General features: G+C 66.6%; 21 protein-coding genes, 1 other RNA gene and 1 riboswitch. Of the genes, 18 read left to right on the forward strand and 4 right to left on the reverse strand.

Going from position 1 to position 24,718, the window contains the following annotated elements; translation table 11 throughout:
- Positions 1–142: 142 nt before the first annotated feature.
- From IPP28_17205 to pepQ, 7 genes are all read left to right on the forward strand, one after another.
- Positions 143–1,483: an MFS transporter gene (locus IPP28_17205; protein ID MBL0042737.1), complete on the forward strand. Its 1,341-nt coding sequence runs from the start codon at positions 143–145 to the stop codon at positions 1,481–1,483.
- Positions 1,464–2,621 (forward strand): twin-arginine translocation signal domain-containing protein, encoded by a 1,158-nt coding sequence (locus tag IPP28_17210; GenBank protein MBL0042738.1) that lies wholly within the window; start codon positions 1,464–1,466, stop codon positions 2,619–2,621. The genes IPP28_17205 and IPP28_17210 overlap by 20 nt, the downstream gene beginning before the upstream one ends.
- 64 nt (positions 2,622–2,685) lie before the next feature.
- On the forward strand, positions 2,686–2,871 hold the full coding sequence (locus IPP28_17215) for a CPXCG motif-containing cysteine-rich protein (GenBank protein ID MBL0042739.1): 186 nt from the start codon (positions 2,686–2,688) through the stop codon (positions 2,869–2,871).
- A 52-nt stretch (positions 2,872–2,923) separates the two neighbouring features.
- A riboswitch (cobalamin riboswitch) is annotated at positions 2,924–3,125 on the forward strand.
- Positions 3,126–3,245: 120 nt separating this feature from the next.
- Entirely contained in the window at positions 3,246–5,069 is a 1,824-nt protein-coding gene (locus IPP28_17220; GenBank protein MBL0042740.1) for a TonB-dependent receptor, read from the forward strand.
- Positions 5,070–5,181: 112 nt separating this feature from the next.
- Positions 5,182–7,842 carry a DUF1631 domain-containing protein gene (locus tag IPP28_17225; protein ID MBL0042741.1) on the forward strand — a complete coding sequence of 887 codons (2,661 nt, stop codon included), beginning with the start codon at positions 5,182–5,184 and terminating at the stop codon, positions 7,840–7,842.
- Between the two features lies 1 nt (position 7,843).
- Entirely contained in the window at positions 7,844–8,185 is a 342-nt protein-coding gene (locus IPP28_17230; protein ID MBL0042742.1) for a PilZ domain-containing protein, read from the forward strand.
- 63 nt (positions 8,186–8,248) lie between these two features.
- Positions 8,249–9,568 (forward strand): Xaa-Pro dipeptidase, encoded by a 1,320-nt coding sequence (gene pepQ / locus IPP28_17235; GenBank protein MBL0042743.1) that lies wholly within the window; start codon positions 8,249–8,251, stop codon positions 9,566–9,568.
- Positions 9,569–9,653: 85 nt separating this feature from the next.
- Here the strand turns inward: pepQ and IPP28_17240 are convergent, their stop codons facing one another.
- The gene (locus IPP28_17240; protein MBL0042744.1) at positions 9,654–10,979 is read right to left on the reverse strand and encodes an aminopeptidase P N-terminal domain-containing protein; all 1,326 of its coding nucleotides are present in this window, start codon (positions 10,977–10,979) and stop codon (positions 9,654–9,656) included.
- Positions 10,980–10,981: 2 nt separating this feature from the next.
- Positions 10,982–11,527, reverse strand: a complete 546-nt coding sequence (locus IPP28_17245) for a UPF0149 family protein (GenBank protein ID MBL0042745.1) — start codon at positions 11,525–11,527, stop codon at positions 10,982–10,984.
- Between the two features lie 83 nt (positions 11,528–11,610).
- Here IPP28_17245 and IPP28_17250 point away from each other — a divergent pair, with 83 nt between their 5' ends.
- The 7 genes from IPP28_17250 (at position 11,611) to rpiA (ending at position 18,682) form a co-directional block, all read left to right on the forward strand.
- Entirely contained in the window at positions 11,611–16,200 is a 4,590-nt protein-coding gene (locus tag IPP28_17250) for an EAL domain-containing protein (protein MBL0042746.1), read from the forward strand.
- A gap of 32 nt (positions 16,201–16,232) precedes the next feature.
- Entirely contained in the window at positions 16,233–16,454 is a 222-nt protein-coding gene (locus IPP28_17255; GenBank protein MBL0042747.1) for a TIGR02449 family protein, read from the forward strand.
- The gene (locus tag IPP28_17260; GenBank protein ID MBL0042748.1) at positions 16,451–16,759 is read left to right on the forward strand and encodes a cell division protein ZapA; all 309 of its coding nucleotides are present in this window, start codon (positions 16,451–16,453) and stop codon (positions 16,757–16,759) included. Before IPP28_17255 ends, IPP28_17260 begins: the two co-directional genes overlap by 4 nt.
- Positions 16,754–16,938: non-coding RNA, 6S RNA (ssrS, locus tag IPP28_17265), on the forward strand. The genes IPP28_17260 and ssrS overlap by 6 nt, the downstream gene beginning before the upstream one ends.
- Before the next feature lie 32 nt (positions 16,939–16,970).
- On the forward strand, positions 16,971–17,573 hold the full coding sequence (locus IPP28_17270) for a 5-formyltetrahydrofolate cyclo-ligase (protein ID MBL0042749.1): 603 nt from the start codon (positions 16,971–16,973) through the stop codon (positions 17,571–17,573).
- A 6-nt stretch (positions 17,574–17,579) separates the two neighbouring features.
- Positions 17,580–18,038 (forward strand): EVE domain-containing protein, encoded by a 459-nt coding sequence (locus tag IPP28_17275; protein MBL0042750.1) that lies wholly within the window; start codon positions 17,580–17,582, stop codon positions 18,036–18,038.
- Positions 18,035–18,682, forward strand: a complete 648-nt coding sequence (gene rpiA, locus IPP28_17280) for a ribose-5-phosphate isomerase RpiA (protein MBL0042751.1) — start codon at positions 18,035–18,037, stop codon at positions 18,680–18,682. The genes IPP28_17275 and rpiA overlap by 4 nt, the downstream gene beginning before the upstream one ends.
- A gap of 45 nt (positions 18,683–18,727) precedes the next feature.
- Here rpiA and IPP28_17285 read toward each other — a convergent pair whose 3' ends face one another.
- The gene (locus tag IPP28_17285) at positions 18,728–19,765 is read right to left on the reverse strand and encodes a cyclic nucleotide-binding domain-containing protein (GenBank protein MBL0042752.1); all 1,038 of its coding nucleotides are present in this window, start codon (positions 19,763–19,765) and stop codon (positions 18,728–18,730) included.
- Between the two features lie 134 nt (positions 19,766–19,899).
- On the opposite strand from IPP28_17285, the gene IPP28_17290 reads away from it, so the two are divergent.
- The 4 genes from IPP28_17290 (at position 19,900) to IPP28_17305 (ending at position 23,735) form a co-directional block, all read left to right on the forward strand.
- A complete protein-coding gene (locus IPP28_17290; GenBank protein ID MBL0042753.1) occupies positions 19,900–21,006 on the forward strand; it encodes a DegT/DnrJ/EryC1/StrS family aminotransferase in 1,107 nt (368 codons plus the stop codon).
- Positions 21,006–21,641, forward strand: a complete 636-nt coding sequence (locus IPP28_17295) for a hypothetical protein (GenBank protein ID MBL0042754.1) — start codon at positions 21,006–21,008, stop codon at positions 21,639–21,641. Before IPP28_17290 ends, IPP28_17295 begins: the two co-directional genes overlap by 1 nt.
- A complete protein-coding gene (locus tag IPP28_17300; GenBank protein MBL0042755.1) occupies positions 21,638–22,786 on the forward strand; it encodes a glycosyltransferase in 1,149 nt (382 codons plus the stop codon). Before IPP28_17295 ends, IPP28_17300 begins: the two co-directional genes overlap by 4 nt.
- A 97-nt stretch (positions 22,787–22,883) precedes the next feature.
- Positions 22,884–23,735 carry a hypothetical protein gene (locus tag IPP28_17305; GenBank protein ID MBL0042756.1) on the forward strand — a complete coding sequence of 284 codons (852 nt, stop codon included), beginning with the start codon at positions 22,884–22,886 and terminating at the stop codon, positions 23,733–23,735.
- Between the two features lie 50 nt (positions 23,736–23,785).
- Here IPP28_17305 and IPP28_17310 read toward each other — a convergent pair whose 3' ends face one another.
- A complete protein-coding gene (locus tag IPP28_17310; GenBank protein ID MBL0042757.1) occupies positions 23,786–24,694 on the reverse strand; it encodes a LysR family transcriptional regulator in 909 nt (302 codons plus the stop codon).
- Positions 24,695–24,718 lie beyond the last annotated feature (24 nt).

A 24,718-nucleotide genomic window follows, 5' to 3' on the forward strand; every position in this document is an offset into this window, starting at 1 on the left:
GTGGGTGCCGCAGCCCCGCCGTGGCAAGCGCCGTCCGATCCCGACATTCTCCCGCTTCGTCCCGTTGCCCGCGGCACCCGTGACTTTCCGCCCGCTGCAGCGGGTCGCGCGCGCCTAGACTCGATGGCATGCGAGCCGAACGATGACCGATCAACGCGTGCGACTGAGCGTCCTGGAAGCGCTGACCCTGGTGCGCGGCGACGAGCGCGTACAGCTTGCGCTCGCGTTCGTCTATTTCTTCTGCGTGCTCGGTGCCTACTACGTGCTGCGACCGATCCGCGACGCCATGGGGATCGCTGGCGGTACCGACGACCTGCCCTGGCTGTTCCTCGGCACCTTGCTGCTCACCCTGATCGTCAGCCCGATCTTCGCAGCCCTGGTCGCGCGCATGCCGCGGGCGCGCTTCGTCACCTGGTCGTATCGCGGGCTGATGCTGTGCCTGCTGCTGTTCTTCGTGCTGATCGGGCAGAGCGATCCGTCACAGCAGCTGTGGATCGGCCGCATCTTCTACTGGTGGACCAGCGTCTTCAGCGTGTTCGCTGTGTCGTTGTTCTGGGCGGTGATGAGCGATGTATTCACGCCCGACCAGGGCCGGCGTCTGTTCGCCGTGGTCTCCGCGGGCGGCACGCTCGGCGGACTGGTCGGCGCCGGCATCACCTCGCTGTTCGCGACGGCATTCGGCGTCCTGCCCTTGCTGCTGGTGTCGGCCCTGATGCTGGAGGTCGGCCTGCGCGCGATGCGCGCGCTGGCGGCACGCGCGGCAGCGCGCAGCGAGGTCCAGCGCGAGCGCGAGCGTGAAGTGATCGGCGGATCGGCGCTCGCCGGCTTCCGGCTGATGCTCGGCTCGCCGTACCTGATGGGCATCGCCGGCTTCATGGTGCTGTACACGATCGGCTCGACCTTTCTGTATTTCCTGCAGGCCGGCATCGTCGCCGACGCGGTCCCCGATCGCGATGCGCGCTCGGCGCTGTTTGCACATATCGATGTCTGGGCCAATGCCGCGACGCTGTTGATGCAGGTCTTCGTGTCGGCGCATCTGTTGAACCGATTCGGCATCGCCGTCGCCTTGTGCGTGTTGCCGCTGCTGTCGACCCTGGGGTATCTCGCACTCGGCGTTGCGCCGGTCATCGGGGTCGTCATCGCCTTCCAGTCGATCCGGCGCATGGGCAATTTCGCGCTGACCCAACCGGCGCGCGAAAACCTGTATTTCCCGCTGCCGCGCGAGACCCGCTACAAGGCCAAGAACCTGATCGACACCTTCATGTTCCGCGCTGGCGACCAGATCGGCGCATGGACACACACCGGCCTCGGCCTGCTCGGCCTGACCGCCAGCGGCATCAGTTTCGTCGCCGCGCCGATCTCGGCGCTGTGGCTCCTGCTCGCGATCTGGCTCGGTCGCGCGCATCGTCGTCTCGTCGCGGCACAAGCCGCATCCACGCCACTCCCGACCCAAGAGGCAAACCATGCACACCACGCGTCGTGATCTCCTGAAATTCGCCAGCGTCGCCGCTGCCGGTGCGATGCTCACGCCCGCGTTGCGGGCTTATGCGGGCGAGCTCAGGCACGTTCCGAAAGCCGCGAAGCCCTTGAACCTCCTGATCCTGGGCGGCACCGGCTTCACCGGCCCGTTCCAGGTGGCGTACGCGCTGGCGCGCGGCCACAAGGTGACGCTGTTCAATCGTGGCAAGCGGCCGTCGCCGGAATGGCCGGGCGCGGTCGAACAGTTGCTCGGCGATCGCAACAACGACCTGAAGGCGCTGGAGGGCGATCGCACCTGGGACGCCTGCATCGACAACCCGACCAGCGTGCCGGTATGGGTGCGCGATGCCGGCAAGGTGCTGAAGGGCCGCGTCGGGCAATACGTCTTCATCTCGACGATTTCGGTTTACGCCGACAACAGCACGCCGGGCATGGACGAAACCGCCGCGCTGGCCGTCTACAAGGGCAAGGACGCGATGGCGGAGACGCGCGAGACGCTGATGGCCGACATCGAGCATCTTTACGGGTCGCTCAAGGCGCTCAGCGAAGCCGAGGGCGAGAAGTGGTTCCCGGGCATCACCACGGTGATCCGTCCCGGCTACATCGTCGGGCCACGCGACGATTCCGATCGTTTCACCTACTGGCCGCTGCGCATCCGCGAAGGCGGCGAGGTGCTGGTGCCTGGCGACGGCTCCGACCCGATGCAGGTGATCGACGCACGCGATCTCGCCGAGTGGACCATCCGCATGGTCGAAAACAAGACGTTCGGCATCTTCAACGCCACCGGTCCCGATTTCGAACGCAGCACCGATGCCACGCTGTACGGCATCCAGGCCGCGACCGGCGGCAATGCGAAGCTCGTGCACGTGCCGATTGATTTCCTCGAAGCACAGAAGATCGTGGTCGGCGGCGACCTGCCGATCTTCGCGCCGGGCACGGGCGAGTCCGCCGGTTTCCATCGCGTCAGCGTCCAGCGCGCGATCGACAAGGGCCTCACCTACCGCCCGCTCGCGACCACCATCACCGATCTGCTCGACTGGTGGGACAAGCTGCCCGCCGAACGCCGTGCCAAGCCGAATTCCGGCATCACCCGCGAACGCCAGGACGAGTTGCTGAAACTCTGGCGCGCGAGGAAGGCTTGACCGCGCGCACACATCGCTTCGACATCCCGGGTGCAGACTCCACCTGTCCACGTGGAGTCCACCCATGCTCGACACGATCCGACTGACCTGTCCCTGGTGCGGCGAACGCTTCGAGACCGTCGCCGACCCCTCCGCTGGCGACGCCGACTACATCGAAGACTGCCCGGTCTGCTGCAAGCCGATCACCGTCCATCTCAGCACCGACCTTGACGGCGAACTGACGGACTGGCGCGCGGACGACGATCGCTGAGTACGCCGGTAACACATCCCCCGCCCTTGCCGTAAGTCGCCAAGCCTGCGTTAGGCTGCGCGGGCTGTCTGGTGTCCCGCGCGTCTCGGTACGAGGCGTTCGGGGTGAAACGGGAAGTCGGTGCAAGACCGACGCTGCCCCCGCAACGGTAAGCGAGTTGGAACGTCTGAACCACTGTGCGCTGCATGGGAAGGTGACGTTCCGGGGAAACCCGCTCGCGAGCCCGGAGACCGGCCCGATGGCATTCACCAGCGCTGCGTGGGGCGGCGGGGGCTGATGCACATCGCGAATTCCGCTTGCTGCCGCAGACCGCACGGTCCCGCGTGGCGTCTCCCCATCACCGGCACGGGTGCGTGCCGAACGAGGAAGACTCCATGCTCTCGAAGAACCCGAACTCCGTTTACCTGTCCGTCGCGATCGCTCTTGCGCTGGCCACCTCTTGCGCGACCGCGGGCAATGCGGCGAACACCACACGCGGCCCGACCGTCGAAGTGACCGCGCGTCGCGAATCGACCGCAATCGACGCATCGCTCGCTGCCGTGCGCGTGATCGACCGCGCCGAGATCGAACGTCGCCAGGCCGGCGACCTGATGGAACTGCTGCGCACCGAAGCCGGCGTCGACATCACCCGCAGCGGTGGCGTTGGTCAGGCGACCACGCTGTTCCTGCGCGGCTCGAATTCGAACCACACGCTGTTCCTGATCGACGGCGTGCGCGTCTCGTCGGCGAACTCGGGCCTGTACGACCTCGCCCACCTGCCCCTCGCGAATGTCGAACGCATCGAGATCGTGCGCGGACCGCGCGCGGCGTTCTGGGGCTCGGACGCGATCGGTGGCGTCGTGCAGATCTTCACCCGCAAGGTCGAGGGGTACGCCGGCCGCGTGATGGCCGGCAAATACGGCCGACTCGGCGTCGATGCGAGCTTCGGCGGCCAGGGTGAGCGCGGCGAATTCTCGCTGACGGTCGGCCAGGAACAGACCGACGGCTTCTCTGCGACCAACGAGAACGCCTACGGCTTCAACCCGGACAAGGACGGCTACGAGAACAACCACGCGCGCCTGAACATTGCCTCCAGCATCGGCGAGCAGATGCTGCGTTTCGCCGCACAGGGCACCCAGGCGGAAGTCGACTTCGACCAGGGCGTGACCGACGCCGAGAACGCCTCGGCCGTGTTGTCGATCGAAGGCGCGCTTGCGGATCGCTGGACGCATCGCCTCGACCTCGGCCATTCGCGCGAGGACCTCGACACGCCCGCTTATTTCGGTGCCTACGAGGCGCGTCGCAACACGCTGGACTGGCATCACCAGTACGCACTGAACGATGCCACCACGCTGTCCGGCGGGCTGAACCACGCGCGTGAACGCGGCGCCGAACTGGAGACCTTCGGGAACACCGAAGTGTTCGGCGCACGTCGCCACAACTCGGCCCTGTATGCCGGCGTCGCGCATCAGGTCGGCGACCATGATCTCGAACTCACCGGCCGCTACGACGACAGTTCCGTCTTCGGCGGCGAAGCCACGTTCCAGGCAGCCTGGGGCTGGCAGTGGACCGACGCGACGCGGCTGCGCGCCAGCTACGGCGAAGGCTTCCGCGCCCCCAGCCTGAACGAGTTGTACTCGCCCGGTTTCGGCGGCCTGTTCGCCGGCAACCCGTTGTTGCAGCCGGAACAATCGGACAGCCTCGAACTCGGCCTGCATCATGCATTCAACGCGGACCATGGTCTCGAGGTGAGCGCCTACCGGACCCGCATCGACGACCTGATCAGCTTCAGCGGCGGCGAGTTGTACCAGGCCGTCAACATTGCCCGGGCCGATATCGACGGCATCGAGTTCGATTACAACGGCCGCGTCGGCGGGTTCTCGATCGCCGCGAATGCGACCTTGCAGGATGCCGAGAACCGCGACACCGGCAGCGACCTATTGCGACGCCCAGGGCGCAAGGGCAGCGTGCGCGTCGACTACGGGTTCAACGGCGGCGCCCGCATCGGCAGCGAAGTATTCGGCTCGGGCACGCGCGAGGACTTCGATGGCAGGCTCCCCGGTTATGGCCTGGTGCATCTGGTCGGTTCGCTGCCGTTCGGCGAGCGCTGGCGTGTTGGCCTGCGCGTCGAGAATCTGCTCGACCGCAACTACGAGGTATTGTCCGGTTACAACACGCCGGGTCGCGGCGCCTACGTGACCCTCGCCTGGGGCGAATGAGCACGGCAGCGGACGCTTTTTCACATACGCTGGCGAGATTCTTGCATGTGAACTGGATCACACTTGTGCCGGGCCTGCCCGGCATGGGCAATCGATTCGGAGGTCAGCATTCATGGAAGTTCCCAGCCCCGGTCGCGGCCGACCGGCCGCCAAGCGCGAGCCGCTGCTGACCCTCAAGTCCCGCCCGTTTCCCGGGCGGGTACGCGCCATTCTGGATACCTTGCTGGGACAATTGTCGCCCTTTCTGGAACACGGCATGATCGACGCGCTCGATGCGCTCGAGCAGAGCCTGTTCCGTCGGGCCGAACAGGCGCGCAGCAACGAGGAGCAGCAACGCTGCTTCGAATCGCTGCGCGAGGTGCGGCGCATCCGCTCCGACCTGGCCCCTGCGCTGATCGCATTGTTCGAATCGAGCCTCGCCAGCCTCAATGAGCCGCGGCGGCAGTCCGCCCTCGCCAAACCTTTGCGCGGATTGCGCAGCGAACTGTCCCTGGTCGAATCGTCCGACCTGGAGGAGTCGCTGGTCCTGGTCGAGGCCGCGAACCGTGCCGAAGTGCGTTCCAGCCAACCGCTGTTCGCACTTGGCATGCGCTTCGCGACACTGGCCGAAGCGCCCTTGTTCGAACCCGAAGACCTGCCGATCGGCCCGCACCGGCTGAGCGAATGCGTGCGTCAGGCCGCCGAGCGACTGGAGTTGCCGGCCGAACATCGCGTGCAGTTCTTCCGCTGCATCGACCAGAGCCTGTTCACGCGCCTCGAGGGCTTCATCGATGAGGCCAATCGCATCCTGATCGACAGCCGCGTGCTGCCCGATCTGTTCGTGCTCAATCCGCGCGCGCGCCGAAACGAAGCGGTCAGCCATGACGGCGATCGCGAGTTGTCGCCCGCCGCGGCTGCAGGACGGGCTGGCGTCGCGCGGACGCCCGCTGATGCCGACACCGGCCTCGGCACGCCGGAACCGGCCCATCCGGCCGAGCATCTGCCGCGCCAGACTGCCCTGCCGGAAGTCGCAGCACCGGCGCCCGTCATCGCGGCACCGACCGCACCCCCGCCTGCGTCGATCGCTACGCCGCACAGCGAGGCCAGTGCACGCTTCCAGCAACGCTCGCAGCAGACCCGCTTCGGCCTCACGACACCGGCCGCGACCACGGTGGCCGAAGCCGAGACCGGCGACAGCGGTCGCTTCGGCGGTTTCGCGCGACCGATGACCGGATGGCCGGGCGTACCAGCCAACATGCCCGCGGTAGCGCCCGGCAGCGCGACCGCTGCACGCGAGAACGCGGGCAATGATGGTCAGGACCGGCAGATGTTCGAGACCATGCGCGAACTGCTCTCCGGGCGCCGTCAGGCGCTTGGCCTGGGCGCGGCGCCGGCACCGGACGCGAATGCTTTCGCGGCGCGCAGCGACGACGTGCAATCGGTGCTCGGGGTGCTGCAGCAAAAGCCGGCGATGCCCCTGTCGGTCGGCGGCAAGCTGATGCCGCGCGCGATCAGCCACGTCAAGCAGGACATCCTCAACCAGTTGCGTCAGGTCACGCCGGAAGGCCGCATTCCGCGACTGCACGAGGAAGATGCCGACACCATCGATCTGGTCGGCCTGTTGTTCGAGAACCTCGCCAAGCATGGCGCGCCGAATCCAACGGTGTCGCAGCTGATGACCAAGCTGCAGATTCCGTTGCTGCGCGTGGCGTTGCGCGACAAGAGCTTCTTCACCCAGCGCGCGCATCCGGCGCGACAGCTGCTGAACGCCGTCGCCGAAAGCGGCCTGTACTGGCTCGATGAGGGCGAGGACGATCGCCAGCTGGTCGAGAAGATGCAGAGTTCGGTCGATCGCGTGCTGTCCGAATTCCACGATGATCCGGTGGTGTTCGAGCAGGTACTGAGCGACCTGTCGCGGCATCTGCACACGCAGGCAAAGAAGTCCGAAGTCGCCGAGCGCCGCCACGTCGATGCGGCGCGCGGTCGCGAGAAACTCGAATCGGCGCGACATACCGCGACCCGCGCGATCGCCGAACACATCGGCAGCAGCAAGCCGCGGGCACTGATCCGTACCCTGCTGGAACAGGCCTGGACCGACGTGCTGGCCCTGACCGTATTGCGCCAAGGCGAAGACTCGCCGGTATATCGCGAGCGCATCGGCTTCGTCGATGCCTTGCTCCGCTACGGCCGTGGCGAAGCCGCCGACATCACGCCCGCCAAGCGCGAGGCCCTGCGCGAAGCCCTTGAAGGCGGGCTGAGCCAGATCGGTTTCCACATCGAGGACATCCAGTCGGTCGGCGATCGCCTGTTCGGTGTGCGCCATGGCACGCCGGTCAGCGCCGCGAACGATGATCCGGCGACCTTGACCGAGGTCGCTGCGCGCCTGAAGGCGCACAGTCGCTTTGGCGAGGAAGGCGATCATCACGCGCATCATCATGCGCACAAGCCGCATGTCGACCCGCCACTCATTGCCGCCGAGCAATCGCTGCTGGCGCGCCTGAGGACGCTGCCTTTCGGCACCTGGTTCGAAATCTCGTTGCCCGGCCAGAAAGAACCGGTGCGCCGCAAGCTGTCCTGGTTCAGCACGCTCACCGGACGTTGCCTGTTCGTCAACCAGCGCGGCGCCCGGACCCACGAGAATTCGCTGGAACAGTTGGCGCGCGACATGCACGAGGGCCGGGCCAAGGTCTACGAGGAGCCGCAAGAGACCCTGATCGATCGTGCCTGGCATGCGATCGTGCGCAAGCTGAAATCGTTCACCGGCCAATCCGCCGAAACTGCCGAGGCCCAATGACATGCGTGAACACCGACGCTCGAAACGCCGCGATCCCGAAATTCCGGTGCAGGTCGTGAACACCATGAGTGGCGAACCGATCGGCCAGATCGGCAACCTGTCGCCGGACGGCATGATGCTGATCGCGAATCGCGAACTGCGCGCCGACGCGCTCTACCAGTTCAGTTTCCCGCTGCCGATCCACAACCATGCGCCGATCGAGATCGAGGTCGGCATGCACGAACAGTGGTCGGAGCCGGCCGGCGTTCCCGGCCAGTATTGGTCGGGCCTGCGCATCGTCTCGATTTCGGCGGAAGACCAGGAACTGCTGGCGGAGTGGGTGGACGGCGGCGTCAACGCCTGATCGCGTTCACTGTCGACAGGCAGCGGGCTCGGGCAGAATGAGCACCCCGCAGTGGAGTCCGAGATGAGCGAACGCCTGGCCGAGTTGTACCCGAACCATCTCGCGACCGTGGTCGGGCGCGCCGAGCGTGCGCTCGCCTTCGGCGGCTTCGACCATCTGCTGATCGCCTCGGGACGCGAGCAATACCGTTTCCTCGACGACCGACCGCTGCCCTTCGTGTCGCATCCGCCGTTCAAGGCCTTCGTGCCGCTGACACAGCAGACCGATTCCTGGATCGTCGTGACGCCCGGGCGCAAGCCGGTGCTCGTGTATTGCCAGCCGGACGACTACTGGCATCTGCCACCCGCGCCGCCGCACGGCTACTGGGTCGAACACTTCGATATCCGCGTCATCCGTCAACCCGACGAAGCGGTGCAACACTTCCCGGCATTCAGCGATCGCCTCGCCATCATCGGCGAAGCGCACGACGCGGTCGGTGCCTACGTGCCGAACAATCCGGCGCGCGTGATCTCCTCGCTGCATTACACGCGCAGCGCCAAGACCGACTACGAACTCGCCTGCATGCGCCTCGCGCAAGCGCGCGCGGTGCGCGGCCATCGCGCCGCGGAGTCGGCGTTCCGCGGCGGTGGTTCGGAACTGGAGATCCATCGCGCCTATCTCGAAGCGACCGGTCACAACGACTTCGACCTGCCCTATACCAACATCATCGGCCTGAACGAGCATGCGGCGGTGCTGCACTACCAGTACCAGCGCCATGATCGCCCGAGTGAACATCGTTCGTTCCTGATCGACGCCGGTGCGCAGGTGCACGGCTACGCCTCCGACATCACCCGCACCTACGGCAATGGCGACGCCGACTTCGGCGCCCTGATCGCCGGTGTCGAGCACGTGCAGCAGCAGTTGTGTTCGAAGGTGCGTGCCGGCCTGAACTATCCGGAACTGCATCTCGAAGCGCATCGTCTGCTGGCCGGCGTGCTCGCCGAACAGGACATCGTGCGCATGAGCCCGGAAGCCATGGTCGCCGAAGCTGTCACCTCGACCTTCTTCCCGCACGGCCTCGGCCATCCGATCGGCCTGCAGGTGCACGATGTCGCCGGCTTCCACGCGAATGAGGCTGGCGACACGATCCCGCGCCCCGCCGGCCATCCGTTCCTGCGCATGACCCGCACGCTCGAAGCAAACTTCGTCGTCACCATCGAACCGGGCCTCTACTTCATCCCGATGCTGCTCGCCCAACTGAAGGCCGGCCCGCACGCCGCGCACGTGAACTGGTCCAAGGTCGACCACCTCACCAAGTTCGGCGGCATCCGCATCGAAGACGAAGTTCGCGCCACCACGGGCATCCCCGAGAACCTGACGCGGGATGCGTTTGCAGTGGCGTGAGCGCTGTCTGTAGGAGGGCCACTCGTGGCCCGATCGATGTCTCGATAGCTCCTGGTCGGGCCACGAGTGGCCCTCCTACAAATCTTCAGCGATTCGCGAGGATGGCTTCGATCGCGTCGGGTTCTTTCGGGACGGCATGGCTGAGCACGTCGGGGCCGGTGGCGGCGATGACGACGTCGTCTTCGATGCGGATGCCGATGCCTTTCCACTTCGCGTCGATGCCGGTTTCATCGGGCGCGATGTAGAGGCCGGGTTCGACGGTGACGACCATGCCGGGTTCGAGGATGCGCGGCTCGTCGTCGACGCGGTAGTCGCCGACATCGTGCACGTCGAGCCCGAGCCAGTGGCCGGTCTTGTGCATGTAGAAGCGCTTGTAGGCGCCCGATTTCAGGTTCGCGTCGAGTGAGCCTTCGAGCAGGCCGAGCTTGATCAGGCCGCGCGTCAGCGTGCGCACGGCGGCGTCGTGCATCGCGGTGAACGGCTGGCCTGGGCGCGCCTCGTCGATGGCGCGGTACTGCGCCTCCAGCACCAGCTCATACAGCGCGCGTTGCGGCGCGCTGTAGCGGCCATTGACCGGCCAGGTACGGGTGATGTCCGAGGCATAACACTGGAACTCGGCGCCGGCATCGACCAGCAGCAGGTCGCCGTCGCGCAGCACCGCGTTGTTGGCGCGGTAATGCAGGACGCAGGCGTTGGCGCCGCCGCCGACGATCGGTTCGTAACTCGGCACCGCGTGGTTCGTGTGGAAGGCGTGGATCAGTTCGGCCGCGATCAGCGCCTCGCTGGAGCCCGGCCGCGTCGCGTGCATCGCGCGCAGGTGCGCCTCCGCGGCGATCTGCGCCGAGCGCGCCATCACCCGCAGTTCGGCGCGCGACTTGAACAGGCGCAGGTCATGCAGGATGTGCGAGAGCGCGACGAACTCATGCGGCGGCCGCGCACCCTGGCGCATCTGCGCGCGCACGCGGTTGACCCAGCCGATCAGCTTCTGGTCGAACTCGATCTCGCGCCCGAAGTGGTAGTAGACGCGCTCGCGGCCTTCGATCATGCCGGGCAGGATGTCGTCGATGTCGTCGATCGGAAACGCGTCGTCGAGTGCGAGCTGGTTGACCGCACGCTCGGGCCCCAGTCGCGGGCCATCCCAGCGTTCGCGTTCGGCGTCGCGCTCGCGGCAGAACAAGATCACTTCGCCGGCCTTGCGACCGGGCACCAGCGCGAGCACGGCATGTGGCTCATCGAGCCCGGTGAGGTAATGGAAATCGCTGTCCTGACGATACGGATAGTGCGCGTCGTTGTTGCGGATGCGCTCGGGCGCCGCCGGCAGGATCGCGATGGCGTCGCGGCCGATGATGCGCATCAGCTGCCGGCGACGGCGCTGGAACTCGGTCGACGCGATCATCGGCGCCGGCGTCATGCTCAATGCCGCTTCGCCGCTGCGGCGCATTCATCGCGCAACAGCAGGGCCGCGACCCGCACGAATTCGAGGATCTCGGCATAGGCCTGCTCGTCCGCCTCGCCCTCGTCGACGCTCAATTCGCTGGCGGCGATGCGACCGAGATCGGCGATCGCTTCCTCGGCGTCCTCGGACAAGGCGCCGCGCGCACGCGGATTGGCAAGGCCGATGCCGCCGAGGAATCCGCGACACCAGGACACCAGCGCATCGGCGCGCATCGCCAAGGCCACTTCGTCCTCCGGCATCAGCGGCGTGAAGGCATCGTCCGGATCCGCGAGCGCGTCGACCGTGGCCTCGAACAGGGCCCGCAGATCGTCGGCGTCGCCACCGCGCTCCAACTGGGCGTCGTGCAGGGCATCCAGGGCCAGGGCCTCACCCCAGGCGTCAGGGCGACTGCGTCCGCCTGCGCACAGAAACCCGGCCAGCGCGCCATGCACTTCGGCGGCATCGACCCCGGCCTGCAGCCGGACCAGCAATTGTTCGAGTAGCTCGTGATTCAGTGCGCTCATGGCCGGATTGTAGCGGGCACACTGGGCCCGCACTGACGCGCCGACCATGAACGGATATGCTCGCGCCAATGGAGCCCATCACAGTGGCGATCAAGCCGTCGCCCGAACGTCGTCGCCTTGCGACGGCGGCGTTGTTGTTCGGGCTGATGCTGGTCGCCGGCCAGGCCACCGCCTTCGAGCGCAGCCACTACTTCGCGCCGATGAGCGGCAACGAGGAACTCGCGCAGGGCACCGTGAACGCCGTGCTGCAGGACCACAGCGGATTGATGTGGATCGGGACCCAGGGCGGCCTGCATCGCTACGACGGCCAGGAACTGCTGGCCTACCAGCACCAGGCCGATGTCGAAGGCAGTCTGCCCGAGAGTTTCATCACCGCCCTGGCCGAGACGGCCGATGGCGACCTCTACATCGGCACGAATCGCAGCGGCGTGGTGCGACTGGACCGTGGCAATGGCCAGTTCGTGCGCATTGCCGGCGCCGACGTTGCCGGCGCTGCGCACGACATCGTCACCGCACTGGCCGCCGATGCCAGACATGGCCTCTGGATCGGCTCGCAGTTCGGCCTTGAGCTGCTTGGAAGGGACGGTGCCCGGGTATCGGTGCTGGCGCTGTCGGGCGATGCCTTCCGGATGGTGCGCGACCTTGCGGTATGCGAGGACGGGAACGTACTCGCGGCGACCGCACGCGGTGTCTACCGCGTCGGTGCCGAAGCGCGCGAGGCGATCCGGGTCAACACCGATGCGAGTGTCGGCGACGACATCGTCGCCGTGCATTGCGGTCGCGACGGCTCGCAATGGTTCGCGACGCCACATGCCCTGTTCCATCTGTCGGGCGACGAGGTCCGGCCGCGCTGGACAGCGCAAACGGACGATCGCGGGACGATCCTCGACATCGCCGAAGACGCGCGCGGCGCCCTCTGGCTGGCCCGCCACGGCGACGGCCTGATGCGGATCGATCCGCAATCGGATGACGCGCTGCTGCTGGCGCACGACCCGCGCATCGCCGGCAGCCTGCCGGAGAACTCGATCCGTACCTTGTTCGTCGACCGTTCCGGACTGCTCTGGGTCGGCGGCGATCTGCGCGGCCTGTCCAGCACGGAACCCGGTGGGGCCGTGTTCGGCTACCTGTTCGACAGCTCGGGCGCCAGCGACGAGTTGCCCGGCAACAATGTGCGCGCACTGCTTGCCGATGGCGAGCATGGCCTGTGGATCGGCACCGAAGGGGAGGGCCTGAAGCACTACGACTTCGCCAGCAGGACATTCACCGCGCATCGCACTGCCGCGATGGTTGCGGCGGGCACCGACGGCTCACAGGCTCAGCGCGTCACCGCGCTGGCCGACGCCGGCGATGGCCAGATCTGGGTCGGTACGCCGCTGGGACTTGCCCGATTCGACCCGGGCACCGGACTCGGCACGCGCCTTGCCGTCGACCCGGCCCGCGGCGACGCCCTGCCGGACGCCGATATCCGCGCGCTCGCACGCGGTGCCGACGGTTCGCTGTGGATCGGAACCCTGGCGGCCGGGCTGGTCCGCTACGAGCCGGACCGGCATCGCTGGGAACGTTTCGCTGCCGCCTCCAGCGGTGATGCGGCCGGACTCTGGAGCAGCGCCGTGATGGCCGTGCATGAAGATCGCGGCGGCCGCGTCTGGATCGGCACGCTCGGCGGCCTCAACGTCTACGAGCGCGCCACCGGTCGCCTGTACAAGATCGCGCCACGCAACGGCGACAATGCCGGACTCGCCGGCGACATGGTGCGCAGCATTCTCGAAACCGGCGACGGCGGCATCTGGATCGGCACACACAGCGGCTTGAACCAGCTCCTGTCCTACGAGAACGGCGTCGCCCGCTTCCGCGCCTATCGGATCTCCGACGGGCTCGCGAACGACACCATCTACGGCCTGCTCGACGACGGCGACGGCCGGATCTGGGCCAGCACCAACCGAGGCGTGCTGATGCTCGACCCGCGCAGTGGCGAGATCAGCAATTTCACTGCCCGCGACGGATTGCAGGGCCCGGAATTCAACGGCGGCGCGCAGGCCCGGATCGGCGGCGGGAAACTGGCCTTCGGGGGTACCCGCGGCATCAACTGGCTGCTGCCCTCGGCCGCCGAAATCAGTCGCTACGATGTGCCGCTCGCGTTCACCTCGGTGCAGATCGGTTCGAAACGGCGCCGCATCGACGACCCCGTTCATTTCCGCGAAGTCCGGCTGACCGCGGACGATCGCGTGCTGATGCTCGGCTTCGCTGCCCTGGATTTCGCCGCGCCCGAGCGCAACCGCTACCGCTATCGCCTGCTCGGTTACGACGAGCAATGGGTCGATCTCGGCACGCGCCGCGAAGTCGCGTTCACCAATCTCGGGCCGGGCAGCTACGAACTGGAAGTGCTGGGCAGCAACCACGACGGCCATTTCGGCACACAGCCGCTGACCGCGCGTGTCAGTGTCGCGCCGATCTGGTGGCAGACCACGGCGGCGCGTCTGGCGATGGGCGGACTGGTCGCGCTCGGCGTGCTCGGCTATGCGATCTGGCGCCGGCGCACGCTGGCCTCGTTGCGCGCCCAGCACGATCAGCTGAAGCTCTACAGCGATCGCCTGTCGCTGGCGTTGTGGGCCAGCCGCGACGGCTTCTGGGACTGGGACATCGTGGCCGACCGCATGTTCCTGTCCGGCCCGGAGGAATTCCTCGGCGGCCAGCGCGAAACCACGGTGTCGGCCGACGTCTGGCGCAAGCACGTGGTGCACAAGGACGACCGCGACCGCGTCATGGCGGCGCTGGAAACCCATGTCGCCGGCGAACGCGACCATTACGAAGCCGAATACCGCGTCTACACCACCAATCGCCGCATTGCCTGGATCGTCGCCCGCGGCCGCGCCAGCGAACGCGATGCCAATGGTCGCGCCTTGCGCATCGCCGGCACCTTCCGCGACATCAGCCTCGAACGCGAACGCGACCGTGATCGGCGCATTGCCCAGGAAGTGATCCGCAGCATGGGCGAAGCGGTCTGCGTGACCGGTCTCGACTACCGCTTCACCTCGGTCAATGCGGCGTTCTCGCGCATCACCGGTTATGCCGACCACGAAGTGATCGGCGTCGATGCCAGCATCCTCGACAGCGAGCAGCATCCGCGCGAGTTCTTCAACGAGCTGCGCACGACCATGAACCAGCGCGGCCACTGGAGCGGCGAGCTGTGGCAACGGCGCAAGGACGGCGAGCAGTTCCTGTCCTGGCTCGAAATCAACGAAGTACGCGACGCCGGCGGCGAACGCACGCACTGGGTCGCGGTGATCTCGGACATCACCGACCGCAAGCGCGCCGAGCAGGAACTGCGCTATCTCGCGAACTACGACACCCTCACCGGCCTGCCGAACCGCACCTTGTTGAGCGAACGCCTGGCACATGCGCTGATCCGCGCGCGCCGCCTCGGCACCAAGGTCGCGGTGCTGTTCCTCGACCTCGACCGGTTCAAGCACGTCAACGATTCGATGGGCCATGCCGCCGGTGACCGCCTGCTGAAGTCGGCGGCGGCACGCATCGTCACCAGCGTGCGCGAATCCGACACCGTCGCCCGCCTGGGCGGCGACGAGTTCACCGTGATCCTCGAAGACCTGCGCGATGCCGACGAGGCCGAGCGGGTCTCGCAAAAGATGCTGGTGGCCTTCGGCGCGCCGCTGGAAATCGATGGCCGCCAGGAAGTGGTGATCACGCCATCGATCGGCATCAGCCTGTACCCGGAACATGGCCAGCTGCCGACCGATCTGCTCAAGCACGCCGACACGGCGATGTACCACGCCAAGGATCGCGGCCGGAACACCTACCAGATCTACGACGACGCAATGGATACGCAGGTGCGCCTGCGCGCCAACCTCGCCAGCCAGCTTCAGCGCGCGATGGAGCGCAAGGAGTTGTCGCTGGTGTTCCAGCCGAAGATGTCGCTGGGCGAAAACCGCATCACCGGTGCCGAGGCGCTGCTGCGCTGGAACAACGGCACGCTGGGTTCGATCCCGCCCAACACCTTCATCCCGATCGCGGAGGAAACCGGCCTGATCGTCCCGATCGGCGACTGGGTGCTGCGCGAAGCCTGCCGCCAGATCGGGCGCTGGACCGAGGCCGGCCTGACCCTGCACACGATCGCGGTCAATGTTTCGGCCCTGCAGCTGTTCCGCGGCGACCTGGTGCGGCGTCTGCGCGAGATCCTGGCCGAGGCCCGGGTGCCGGCGCACCGACTGGAACTGGAGCTGACCGAATCGATGCTGATGGCGAATCCCGAACAGTCGATCGCCACGCTCACCCAGATCAAGGCGCTGGGCGTGCACCTGTCGGTCGACGATTTCGGCACCGGGTATTCGTCGCTGGCCTACCTGAAGCGGCTGCCGATCGACACGCTCAAGATCGACAAGACCTTCGTCGGCGACCTGACCACCGATCCGGACGACGAGGCGATCGTCTCGACGGTGATCATGATGGCGCACTCGCTCGGCCTCGATGTCATCGCGGAAGGCGTCGAGACCAACGACCAGCTGCGCTATCTGGCCGAACAGAAGTGCGACGAGGTGCAGGGCAACCTGATCAGCGCGCCGCTCGATGCCGATCGCATCCTGCAATTCCTGCTCGATCGCCGCGCCCAGGCCGAACGCCGCATTCGCGGGCGCTTCCCGGCCGCGAGCAGCGATTGACCCCGCTTCGACGTTTGCCCTAACGTCGCCGCATGGAACCCTCGCCGACCCGCGAAGAACTGAAGGCCATCGCCACCCGCGTCGATCAGCTGATCGCGCTGTGCCAGCGCCTCGCCGAGGAAAATCGCAGCCTGCGCCAGAACCAGGAAGCGATGGTCAGCGAGCGCGCGAACCTGCTGGCCAAGAACGAACAGGCGCGTTCGCGCGTCGAGGCGATGATCGCGCGACTCAAATCGCTGGAGCAGAACCCGTGAGCGAACCGGTGTCGGTGTCGATCCTCGACCGCGAATATCTCGTGGCCTGCCCGCCCGAAGAGCGCGATGGCCTGCGTTCCGCGGCCAGCCTGCTGGATGGCCGACTGCGCGACCTGCGCAATGCTGCGCGCAATGCCACGCCGGAACGCATCGCCGTGCTGGCGGCCTTGAACCTCGCGAACGAATTGCTGCAGCTGCGTTCGAAGTCGGGTTCATCCAATCATCTGGTCGACGCCGAACTCGCCGCGTTGCGCATTCGACTTGATGCGGCGCTGGGCAGCCTCCACAATACCCGGGCACCGTAACTGCCGTGCCGTTGCGCGGACATTTATTGCCTTGTCCCATATAGAAACCCCGGGGTCGCAGAGTTCGGTCGGTGTGCATGTCCGCTACGTGCGGAAAGCCTGAAGACCGACGCGCCATCCCACCTGATCCTCGGGATCAAGGGTTTGTCCGTGTGCGGTATCGGCGTTGCGGTGCACTTCTTCTCCCCGCCGTGAGCACGGACCGCCTGCAATGAGCCACGGTGAACGCGACGAACTGCGAGACCGGATGCGTGAGCGACGCATGGCGCTGTCGCCTGCGGAGCGCATCGCGGCCGCGCGCGGCGTCGGCGAGCAGCTCGAACACCTGCCCGAATTCCTCACCGATCTGCGCATCGGCGCGTACTGGGCGGTGCGTGGCGAATTGCCCTTGAGTCATGCCCTGCCGTCCCTGTTCCGACGGGGACAGATCGTGTTCCTGCCGGTGCTCGGCGCCGACCAGCGACTGCGTTTCGCACCTTGGTTGCCAGGTCAGGATCTCGCCGCAAACCGTTACGGCATCCCCGAACCCGAACAGAACGCCGCGAACGCGGTCGATCCGCACGCGCTCGATGTCGTGCTGGTGCCGCTGCTCGCCTTCGACCGTCGCGGCCATCGCCTCGGTTCGGGCGGCGGCTGGTACGACCGCAGTTTCGCGTTTCTGGCCGACCTGCCGCGGCCTGCGCATTGCGTGCTGGTCGGCGTAGGCTACGCGTTCCAGGAAGTGCCGATGCTGCCGGTCGAGGCGCACGACGTCCGCCTCGACTTCATCGCCACCGAACGCGAACTGATCGACTGCAACCCGGCCACGCACTGAATCCGCATGAACCACTGGCTCATCAAGTCCGAACCCGACGAATTCTCGATCGACCGCCTCGCCAAGGTGAAGCGCGAACCCTGGAGCGGCGTACGCAACTACCAGGCGCGCAACTACATGCGCGACGGCATGCAGCTCGGTGACGAGGTGTTCTTCTACCACTCGAATTGCGACACGCCCGGTATCGTCGGCTTGTGCACGGTCGCGAAGCTCGCCTATCCCGATCCGACCCAGTTCGACCCGGCGAGCGACTACTACGACGCCGCCAGCCCGCACGACAACCCGCGCTGGCTCTGCGTCGACGTCGCGTTCAAGCGCAAGCTCAAGCGCACCATCACGCTCGACGAGTTGAAGGCGATGGACGGGCTGGGCGAGTTCGCGCTGACGCGTCGCGGCAACCGCCTGTCGGTGCTGCCGGTGACCGCCGTGCAATGGACAAGGATTCTTTCGGTGGAGCAAGCATGAGCGTCGACAAAGAGAACGAGAAGCGACTGTCCGCCGAAGCGGCGATCGAATTCATCGAAGAGGGCATGACCGTCGGCGTCGGCACCGGTTCGACCGTAGCCTATTTCATCGAGGCGCTGGGCCGGATCAAGTCGCGCATCGAAGGCGCGGTATCGAGCAGCGACCAGAGCACGGCGAAATTGAAGGCGCTCGGCATTCCGGTGCTGGACCTGAACCACACCGGCGACCTTGCACTCTATGTCGATGGCGCCGATGAATGCGACCCGCACAATCGCCTGATCAAGGGCGGCGGCGCGGCCTTGACGCGCGAGAAGATCATTGCCGCCGCGTCGAAGAATTTTGTCTGCCTGATCGATGCCGCCAAACAAGTGAACGTGCTGGGCAAGTTCCCGCTGCCGGTGGAAGTGATCCCGATGGCGCGCAGCTATGTCGCGCGCCAGATCGTGAAGCTGGGTGGCCAGCCGGTGTGGCGCGACGGGGTCGTCACCGACAACGGCGGCCTGATCCTCGACGTGCACAACCTGAGCATCACCGATCCGCTGAAGCTCGAAGCCGAGATCAACCAGATCACCGGCGTGATCGCGAACGGACTGTTTGCGAAGCGCGCCGCCGACGTGGTGATCGTGGGCGGCAAGAAGCGCTAGTAGTGCCCTTGTGGGAGCGGGCTCTGTCCCGCGATTCGATTCGATCTACCGCTGCTTCATCATCGCCGCCAGACCACCCTGTAGCGCAAAGGCCGCGAAGCCGACCTTGCCGAGGATGAAAGCGGCCGCGGCGCTGCGTTCACCGGTGTTGCAATAGACAATGACGCTGCGGGTGCGATCGAGTTCATCGATGCGGTCGCGCAGGTTCAGCAAGGGGATGTTGAGCGCACCCTTGATCGCCGCCTCCTCGAATTCGTCCTCGGTCCGCACGTCGAGCACCTGCGCCCCGGCGCGGCTCAACTCGGATGCCTTGGCCGAATTCACCCAATCAACCACCGGCGGCGTCAGGATTTCGGCGAAGTCCTTGTTCGACAGGCGCATCAGCTTGCCGTCGGTCTTCATCGACACGGTGGCATTGCGCACCGACTTGGTCAGCAATGCGTCCTCGCCGAAGGTGTCGCCGCGGACCAGATAGGCGACCACCGATTCGTGGCCGTCGATCTGCTTCGAGACCTGCGCCGACCCTTCCTTGATGACGTAGAAATAGTCGGCCTCGTCGCCTTCGCGCACGATGATCTGGTCCTTCACCGCGATCACTTCTTCGAGGCGCTGGAACAGGCGCTCGACCGCGCCGGTCGGCATCTTGTGCAGGGCACGGTTGTGCAACAGGCGGAATACCCAACGGTTGCCGCCCGGATCCTGCGCGTAGTGCTTGAACCCGACCGCCTTGGTGAGCTGATCGAAAATCATCACTTTCTCGGCATAGCGCCGGTCCAGCTTGAGCAGGGTCGCGGTCAGCGACTCGACCGTGGCCGTGAAGCGCCGCGGCTGCAGGTCGCCGAGCGCATAGCGGCCCTGCAGCGAGCTGCCGTCGGTGCTCTTGGTCTTGCCGTCCGGATAGTCGCCACGAACGACGCCGGCAGCGACATAGATGGTGTGGTCGTCGGTGTCTCCGGCGCGAAACAGCACGCTGCCCTTGCCGACTTCGATCTGTTCCGCTTCCTTCGCCAATTGCTCGATGCACTCGCCACCGAGCTTGTCGAGCGGGTAGAACTTTGCGAGCACTGCAGCATCGACCGCCATCGGGCGCTCCCTGTCATCAGCCGGGTGATGGGCCGAGTGTAGACGCGCGACCGTAGGTGCGGAAGCCGTGGCGGCGTCGCGACCGCGAATATCGGTTGCATGAGCTAGTCTGCACGCCTTGCCGCGCGAGTCCGATGCTGCACATTCCGCTCTATCAACCCGATCTCTCGGGCAATGAACGCGCCTACCTGCTGGAGGCGTTCGACAGCGGCTGGATTTCGTCGAAAGGTCGCTTCGTCGCCGCATTCGAGTCGGCGTTCGCGGTCCAGGTCGGCTTTGCTCACGCAATCAGCGTCTGCAACGGCACGGCGGCCCTGCATCTGGCCCTGCTCGCGCTCGGCATCGGGGTGGGCGACGAGGTGCTGGTGCCGACCCTGACCTATGTCGCGACGGTGAATGCCATTCGCCATGTCGGCGCGACGCCGGTATTCGTCGATGCGGATGCGCAAACCTGGCAAATCGATGTCGCCGACGCGCGCCGTCGCATCTCGCCGCGCACCCGGGCCGCGCTTGCCGTGCATCTTTACGGCGGCAGTTGCGACCTGCACGCGTTGCGGTCGCTGTGCCGCGACCACGACCTGCGCCTGATCGAGGACTGCGCCGAAGCGATCGGCAATCGGTTTGACGGCGAACATGTCGGTCGCGGCGCCGATGCCGCGACCTTCAGTTTCTTCGGCAACAAGACGCTGAGTACCGGCGAGGGCGGCATGGTCGTGTGCATGGACGACACCGTGGCCGATCGCGTGCGCCGGCTGCGCGGACAGGGGCTGGTGCCTGGGCACGAGTACTGGCACGACATCGCCGGCTACAACTACCGCATGACCAACCTCTGCGCGGCGATCGGGCTCGCGCAGCTCGAGCGGATCGCGACGACCTTGGCCAGCAAGCGGCGGCTCGATGCCCGCTATCGGTCGGCACTTGCCGGCAGCGCCTTGCGCTTCCAGTGCCACCACGACGACGACCAGCCCTCGCACTGGATGACCAGTGTGCTGACGCCCGAACCCGGGCAGCGTGATCCCCTGCGCGCGGCCCTGGCAGCCGCCGGCATCGAGACGCGGCCGTTGTTTTCGCCGGTGCATCTGATGCCGATGTACGACGGTCGGCGCGGCGCGTTTCCGGTCGCCGAGGATCTGTCCGGGCGTGGCCTGAATCTGCCAAGCTGGCCCGATCTTTCCGAGTCGCAGGTCGCCCACGTGACCGCGACCATCCTCGACCACTTGGAGCAACAGGGATGCGGGTGATGTTCGGTTCGCGCGGCTGCGCGCGCGATGCAGGCTGGCTATTGCACGAATCGCACCCCGATGCGCGGCTCGACGCGTTCGTCGCAGCCGATGGGGCGGCAGAAATCGGTACTCGCATCGGCGATGTCGCCATCATCAGCGAGCGCGACTGCTTCGAGCGCTGGGGTGAGCACGGGATCGACATCTATCTCGGCATCGGCACATCGGCATTGCGCCGCGCCATCCGCAACAAGTGCCGGCATGCGCTGCCTGCGGGGCGGTATCCGAGCCTGGTGCATCCCTCGGTGCGCTTCGATCGCCGCGATGGCGCGACGCGAATCGGCGAAGGCGCGATGATCTGTGCCGGCTCGACACTGACCACCGAGGTCACGGTCGGCGACTTCGCACACATCAATCTGCATTGCACGGTGGCGCACTGTGCCGAGATCGGCGCCTTCGCGACCCTGTCCCCGGGCTGCCATGTTTCGGGCGGCGTCCACATCGGCGAAGCCTGCTTCCTCGGGGCCGGCGTGGTCGTGGCGGAAAACGTACGCATCGCGGCTGGCGCGATCATCGGCGCCGGCGCCACGGTCTTGCGCGACATCGACACCGCCGGCACCTACGTCGGCACGCCGGCGAGATTGATGCAACGATGAAAATCCTGATCCCCCTGCACAACTTCATCACCTGGAACGGGGGTGTCGACCTGATCCGCCTGATCGTGACGGCGCTGAGCTCGGTCGCGGACGAACAACCGCTCCAGCTGGTTTTCGCGATGCCCGAGGCTTGGCCGGGAGAGACCCGCGAAGCGACCCAACTGCGCACGATGACGCACGAGTTCACGCAAGGCTGGCCGGTACTCGATTGTGGCGATGACGGACGCAGCGTCAGCCGACTCGCGGTCGAGGTCGGCGCCACGATCGTGTTCCCGAGCATGCAGCCGATTCGCGGCAGTCATGTCCGCAAGGTCGGCTACATCTACGACTTCCAGCATCGCGATCTGCCCGGAAATTTTTCCGCGGCGGAACGCGCGCAACGCGATGAACAGTTCGCCGCCATCGCGGCGAACTCGGACGCGATCTTCACGACATCGCGCTTCGTGGCCGAGGCGGTGCAGCGGCACCTCGGCGTCCCTGCGCAACGCGTGCTGACGTTGCCGTTCACACCGTATGCCCAACCGTCCTGGTTCGCCACCGCGTCGGCCGACGCGCAGACGCGGCATGCCACCGGCGAGCGCTACGCGATGATCTGCAACCACTTCTGGATCCACAAGGACCACGCCACGGCCCTGCGCGCATTTGCACAGGTCGTGCAACGGCCGGAGCATTCGGACCTGAATCTGGTCATGACCGGCGCCACCTCGGACTTCCGCGATCCCGCACATTTCGAGGGCATCGTCGCGCTCATTCGATCCCTCGGCATCGAGTCGCGCTGCCGCATCCTCGGCCTCATCCCGAAGGGCGACCAGATCGCGCTGTTGCGCGCCGCTCGTGTGCTGATCCAGCCGACGCGCTACGAAGGCGGGCCCGGCGGCGGTTCCAGCTACGAAGCGATCGGCCTCGGCCTTCCCGCCGTGCTGTCGGACATCCCGGTCAATCACGAGGCGCGCGCCGATGGCGTTGACTATTTCCGGGTCGGTGACGTCGGCGATCTCGCGGACACATTGCTGCGCGTGCTGGCACTGCCGCGCCACGAGCCGGCCATCGACGCCTTGCTCGAACAATCGCAAGCGCGTCTTCGGCATGCCGGCCGCAGCCTGCTCGCCGGACTGCAAGGCCTGATGCTGCCACGCGTGGCATGAGCCGGCTCAACGGCTGAGGTGATGCCGCCGCAACGCCGACGTCGCAGCCCCTGAGACGCCCATCGGCCACACTGCCCTTCCCGACCGGAGCGCTTCGATGCATGTGATCTACAGCGACTTGATGATGGCGCCGGCGCAGGGGTCGTCGCCAAGTGCGGCCAAGCCGCGGCCCGTGGTCGAAGCCTGGATGGACCTCGATCCAGACCTGCGCATCCTGCCGCCGAAAGCGGTGACGATCGACGATTTCGCGCGAGCGCATGAACGCCGTTTCGTCGAGGACGTGTTCGCGCAGCGCATCGCGAACGGCTTCGGCACGCGCTCGGCGGACGTGAACCGTTCGCTGCCGTTCACCACCGGCGCGATGCTCGATGCGGCGCGGCTCGCGCTGTCGCAGCACACCGCGGTGGCGGCACCGGTATCGGGCTTCCATCATGCGCGCTGGAATGAGGCGGCGGCCTACTGCACGTTCAATGGCTTGATCGTGACGGCGATGGCGTTGCGCGCCGAGCATCCGAAGCTGCGCGTCGGCATCCTCGACTACGACTACCACTATGGCGATGGCACCGACGACATCATCAATTGCCTCGGGCTGCACTGGATCTCGCACTACACGGCCGGCCAGAAATTCCTCTGGCCGGAGCAGGCAGGCGCTTTTCTGGACGCCATTCCAACGCACGTGGCCTTGATGGCCAGCTGCGATGTCGTGCTGTATCAGGCCGGCGCCGATCCACACATCGATGATCCGCTCGGCGGATTTCTCACGACGGCCGAACTCGCCGAGCGTGATCGCCGCGTGTTTCAGCATCTGCACGACCGCGGCATTCCGCTGGCATGGAATCTGGCCGGCGGCTATCAGCAACCGCTGAGCAAGGTCGTCGCGATCCACCGAAACACCTATCGGGCGTGCAAGACGATTTACGACGTGCCGATGGCGCGCGTCGCGCCGTGACATTCCGCCATGGCGGCACCCCGGGTGCGGATTGATCGAACAGTGGCCGATCAGCCGCGCCGGTCGCCGATGTCACCGCACTCGTCCAGCACCAGCGAACGCAGCCAGCGATGCGCCGGATCGGCGTCGAGGCGGGGATGCCAGAACAGCGACAGCATGAACTCCGGAAGCGGCAACGGCAGGTCGACGCGCTGCATGTCGGCGTGCAGCGCTCGCGTATGTTTCTCGGGCACCGTGGCGACCAGATCGGAGGCTTGGGCCAGGGCGATGGCGGTGGCGAATCCGCTGACCGTGGCGGCGATGTTGCGGCGTAGTCCCAATGCGTCGAGCGCCTCGTCCAGCTGACCCGTTCCGAGCCCGCGCCGCTGGATCATCACGTGGGCAGCGGAAGCGTAATCCTCGGGCGTGATCCTGCCGCGACCCAGCGGGTGTCCGGCGCGAACGACGGCGACCAGACGGTCGCGAAACAGCCCGACAGTGCGCAGTTCCGGACCCATCGCGGCGCTGATCACGCCGGTTTCAAGATCGACCGTGCCATCACGCAACGGCGTGCTGTCCTTGTCCGGCTTGGCATGGAACCAGAGTCGGGCACGCGGCGATTCGACCGCCATGCGCGCGATCAGTCGTGGCCCAAAGGTTTCGGCGAATCCTTCGCTGCACCGGATCGAGTAAGTGCGCTCCAGCGACGCGAGGTCGATCGTCAGCGCCGGGCGCACGACCGATTCGGCCGCATCGACAACCTGACGCACGCGGTCGCGCAATTCGAGCGCACGCGGTGTCGGGACCAGGCCGCGACCGGCCCGCACCAGCAGCGGATCGCCGATCGCCGTGCGCAATCGGGCCAGTGACCGGCTCATCGCCGATGCACTGAGTCGCAGGCGCCGAGCGGCACCCACGACGCTGCCCTCTTGCAGCAAGACGTCCAGCGTCACCAGCAGGTTGAGGTCGGGGGTCGACACGCCGGCAGCAATACCACGTTCATC

The organism is Lysobacterales bacterium (assembly GCA_016721845.1).
In the GTDB taxonomy this organism is placed as follows: domain Bacteria; phylum Pseudomonadota; class Gammaproteobacteria; order Xanthomonadales; family Ahniellaceae; genus JADKHK01.

Bases quoted from the DNA above. Each gene is read 5' to 3' on its own strand.
- IPP28_17275 (MBL0042750.1), top strand. From the start codon at position 17,580: ATGAACCACTGGCTCATCAAGTCCGAACCCGACGAATTCTCGATCGAC.
- rpiA (MBL0042751.1), top strand. From the start codon at position 18,035: ATGAGCGTCGACAAAGAGAACGAGAAGCGACTGTCCGCCGAAGCGGCG.
- IPP28_17210 (MBL0042738.1), top strand. From the start codon at position 1,464: ATGCACACCACGCGTCGTGATCTCCTGAAATTCGCCAGCGTCGCCGCT.
- IPP28_17290 (MBL0042753.1), top strand. From the start codon at position 19,900: ATGCTGCACATTCCGCTCTATCAACCCGATCTCTCGGGCAATGAACGC.
- IPP28_17255 (MBL0042747.1), top strand. From the start codon at position 16,233: ATGGAACCCTCGCCGACCCGCGAAGAACTGAAGGCCATCGCCACCCGC.
- IPP28_17225 (MBL0042741.1), top strand. From the start codon at position 5,182: ATGGAAGTTCCCAGCCCCGGTCGCGGCCGACCGGCCGCCAAGCGCGAG.
- IPP28_17205 (MBL0042737.1), top strand. From the start codon at position 143: ATGACCGATCAACGCGTGCGACTGAGCGTCCTGGAAGCGCTGACCCTG.
- IPP28_17215 (MBL0042739.1), top strand. From the start codon at position 2,686: ATGCTCGACACGATCCGACTGACCTGTCCCTGGTGCGGCGAACGCTTC.
- IPP28_17305 (MBL0042756.1), top strand. From the start codon at position 22,884: ATGCATGTGATCTACAGCGACTTGATGATGGCGCCGGCGCAGGGGTCG.
- IPP28_17295 (MBL0042754.1), top strand. From the start codon at position 21,006: ATGTTCGGTTCGCGCGGCTGCGCGCGCGATGCAGGCTGGCTATTGCAC.
- IPP28_17270 (MBL0042749.1), top strand. From the start codon at position 16,971: ATGAGCCACGGTGAACGCGACGAACTGCGAGACCGGATGCGTGAGCGA.
- IPP28_17230 (MBL0042742.1), top strand. From the start codon at position 7,844: ATGCGTGAACACCGACGCTCGAAACGCCGCGATCCCGAAATTCCGGTG.
- IPP28_17300 (MBL0042755.1), top strand. From the start codon at position 21,638: ATGAAAATCCTGATCCCCCTGCACAACTTCATCACCTGGAACGGGGGT.
- IPP28_17220 (MBL0042740.1), top strand. From the start codon at position 3,246: ATGCTCTCGAAGAACCCGAACTCCGTTTACCTGTCCGTCGCGATCGCT.
- IPP28_17285 (MBL0042752.1), bottom strand. From the start codon at position 19,765: ATGGCGGTCGATGCTGCAGTGCTCGCAAAGTTCTACCCGCTCGACAAG.
- IPP28_17240 (MBL0042744.1), bottom strand. From the start codon at position 10,979: ATGACGCCGGCGCCGATGATCGCGTCGACCGAGTTCCAGCGCCGTCGC.
- pepQ (MBL0042743.1), top strand. From the start codon at position 8,249: ATGAGCGAACGCCTGGCCGAGTTGTACCCGAACCATCTCGCGACCGTG.
- IPP28_17245 (MBL0042745.1), bottom strand. From the start codon at position 11,527: ATGAGCGCACTGAATCACGAGCTACTCGAACAATTGCTGGTCCGGCTG.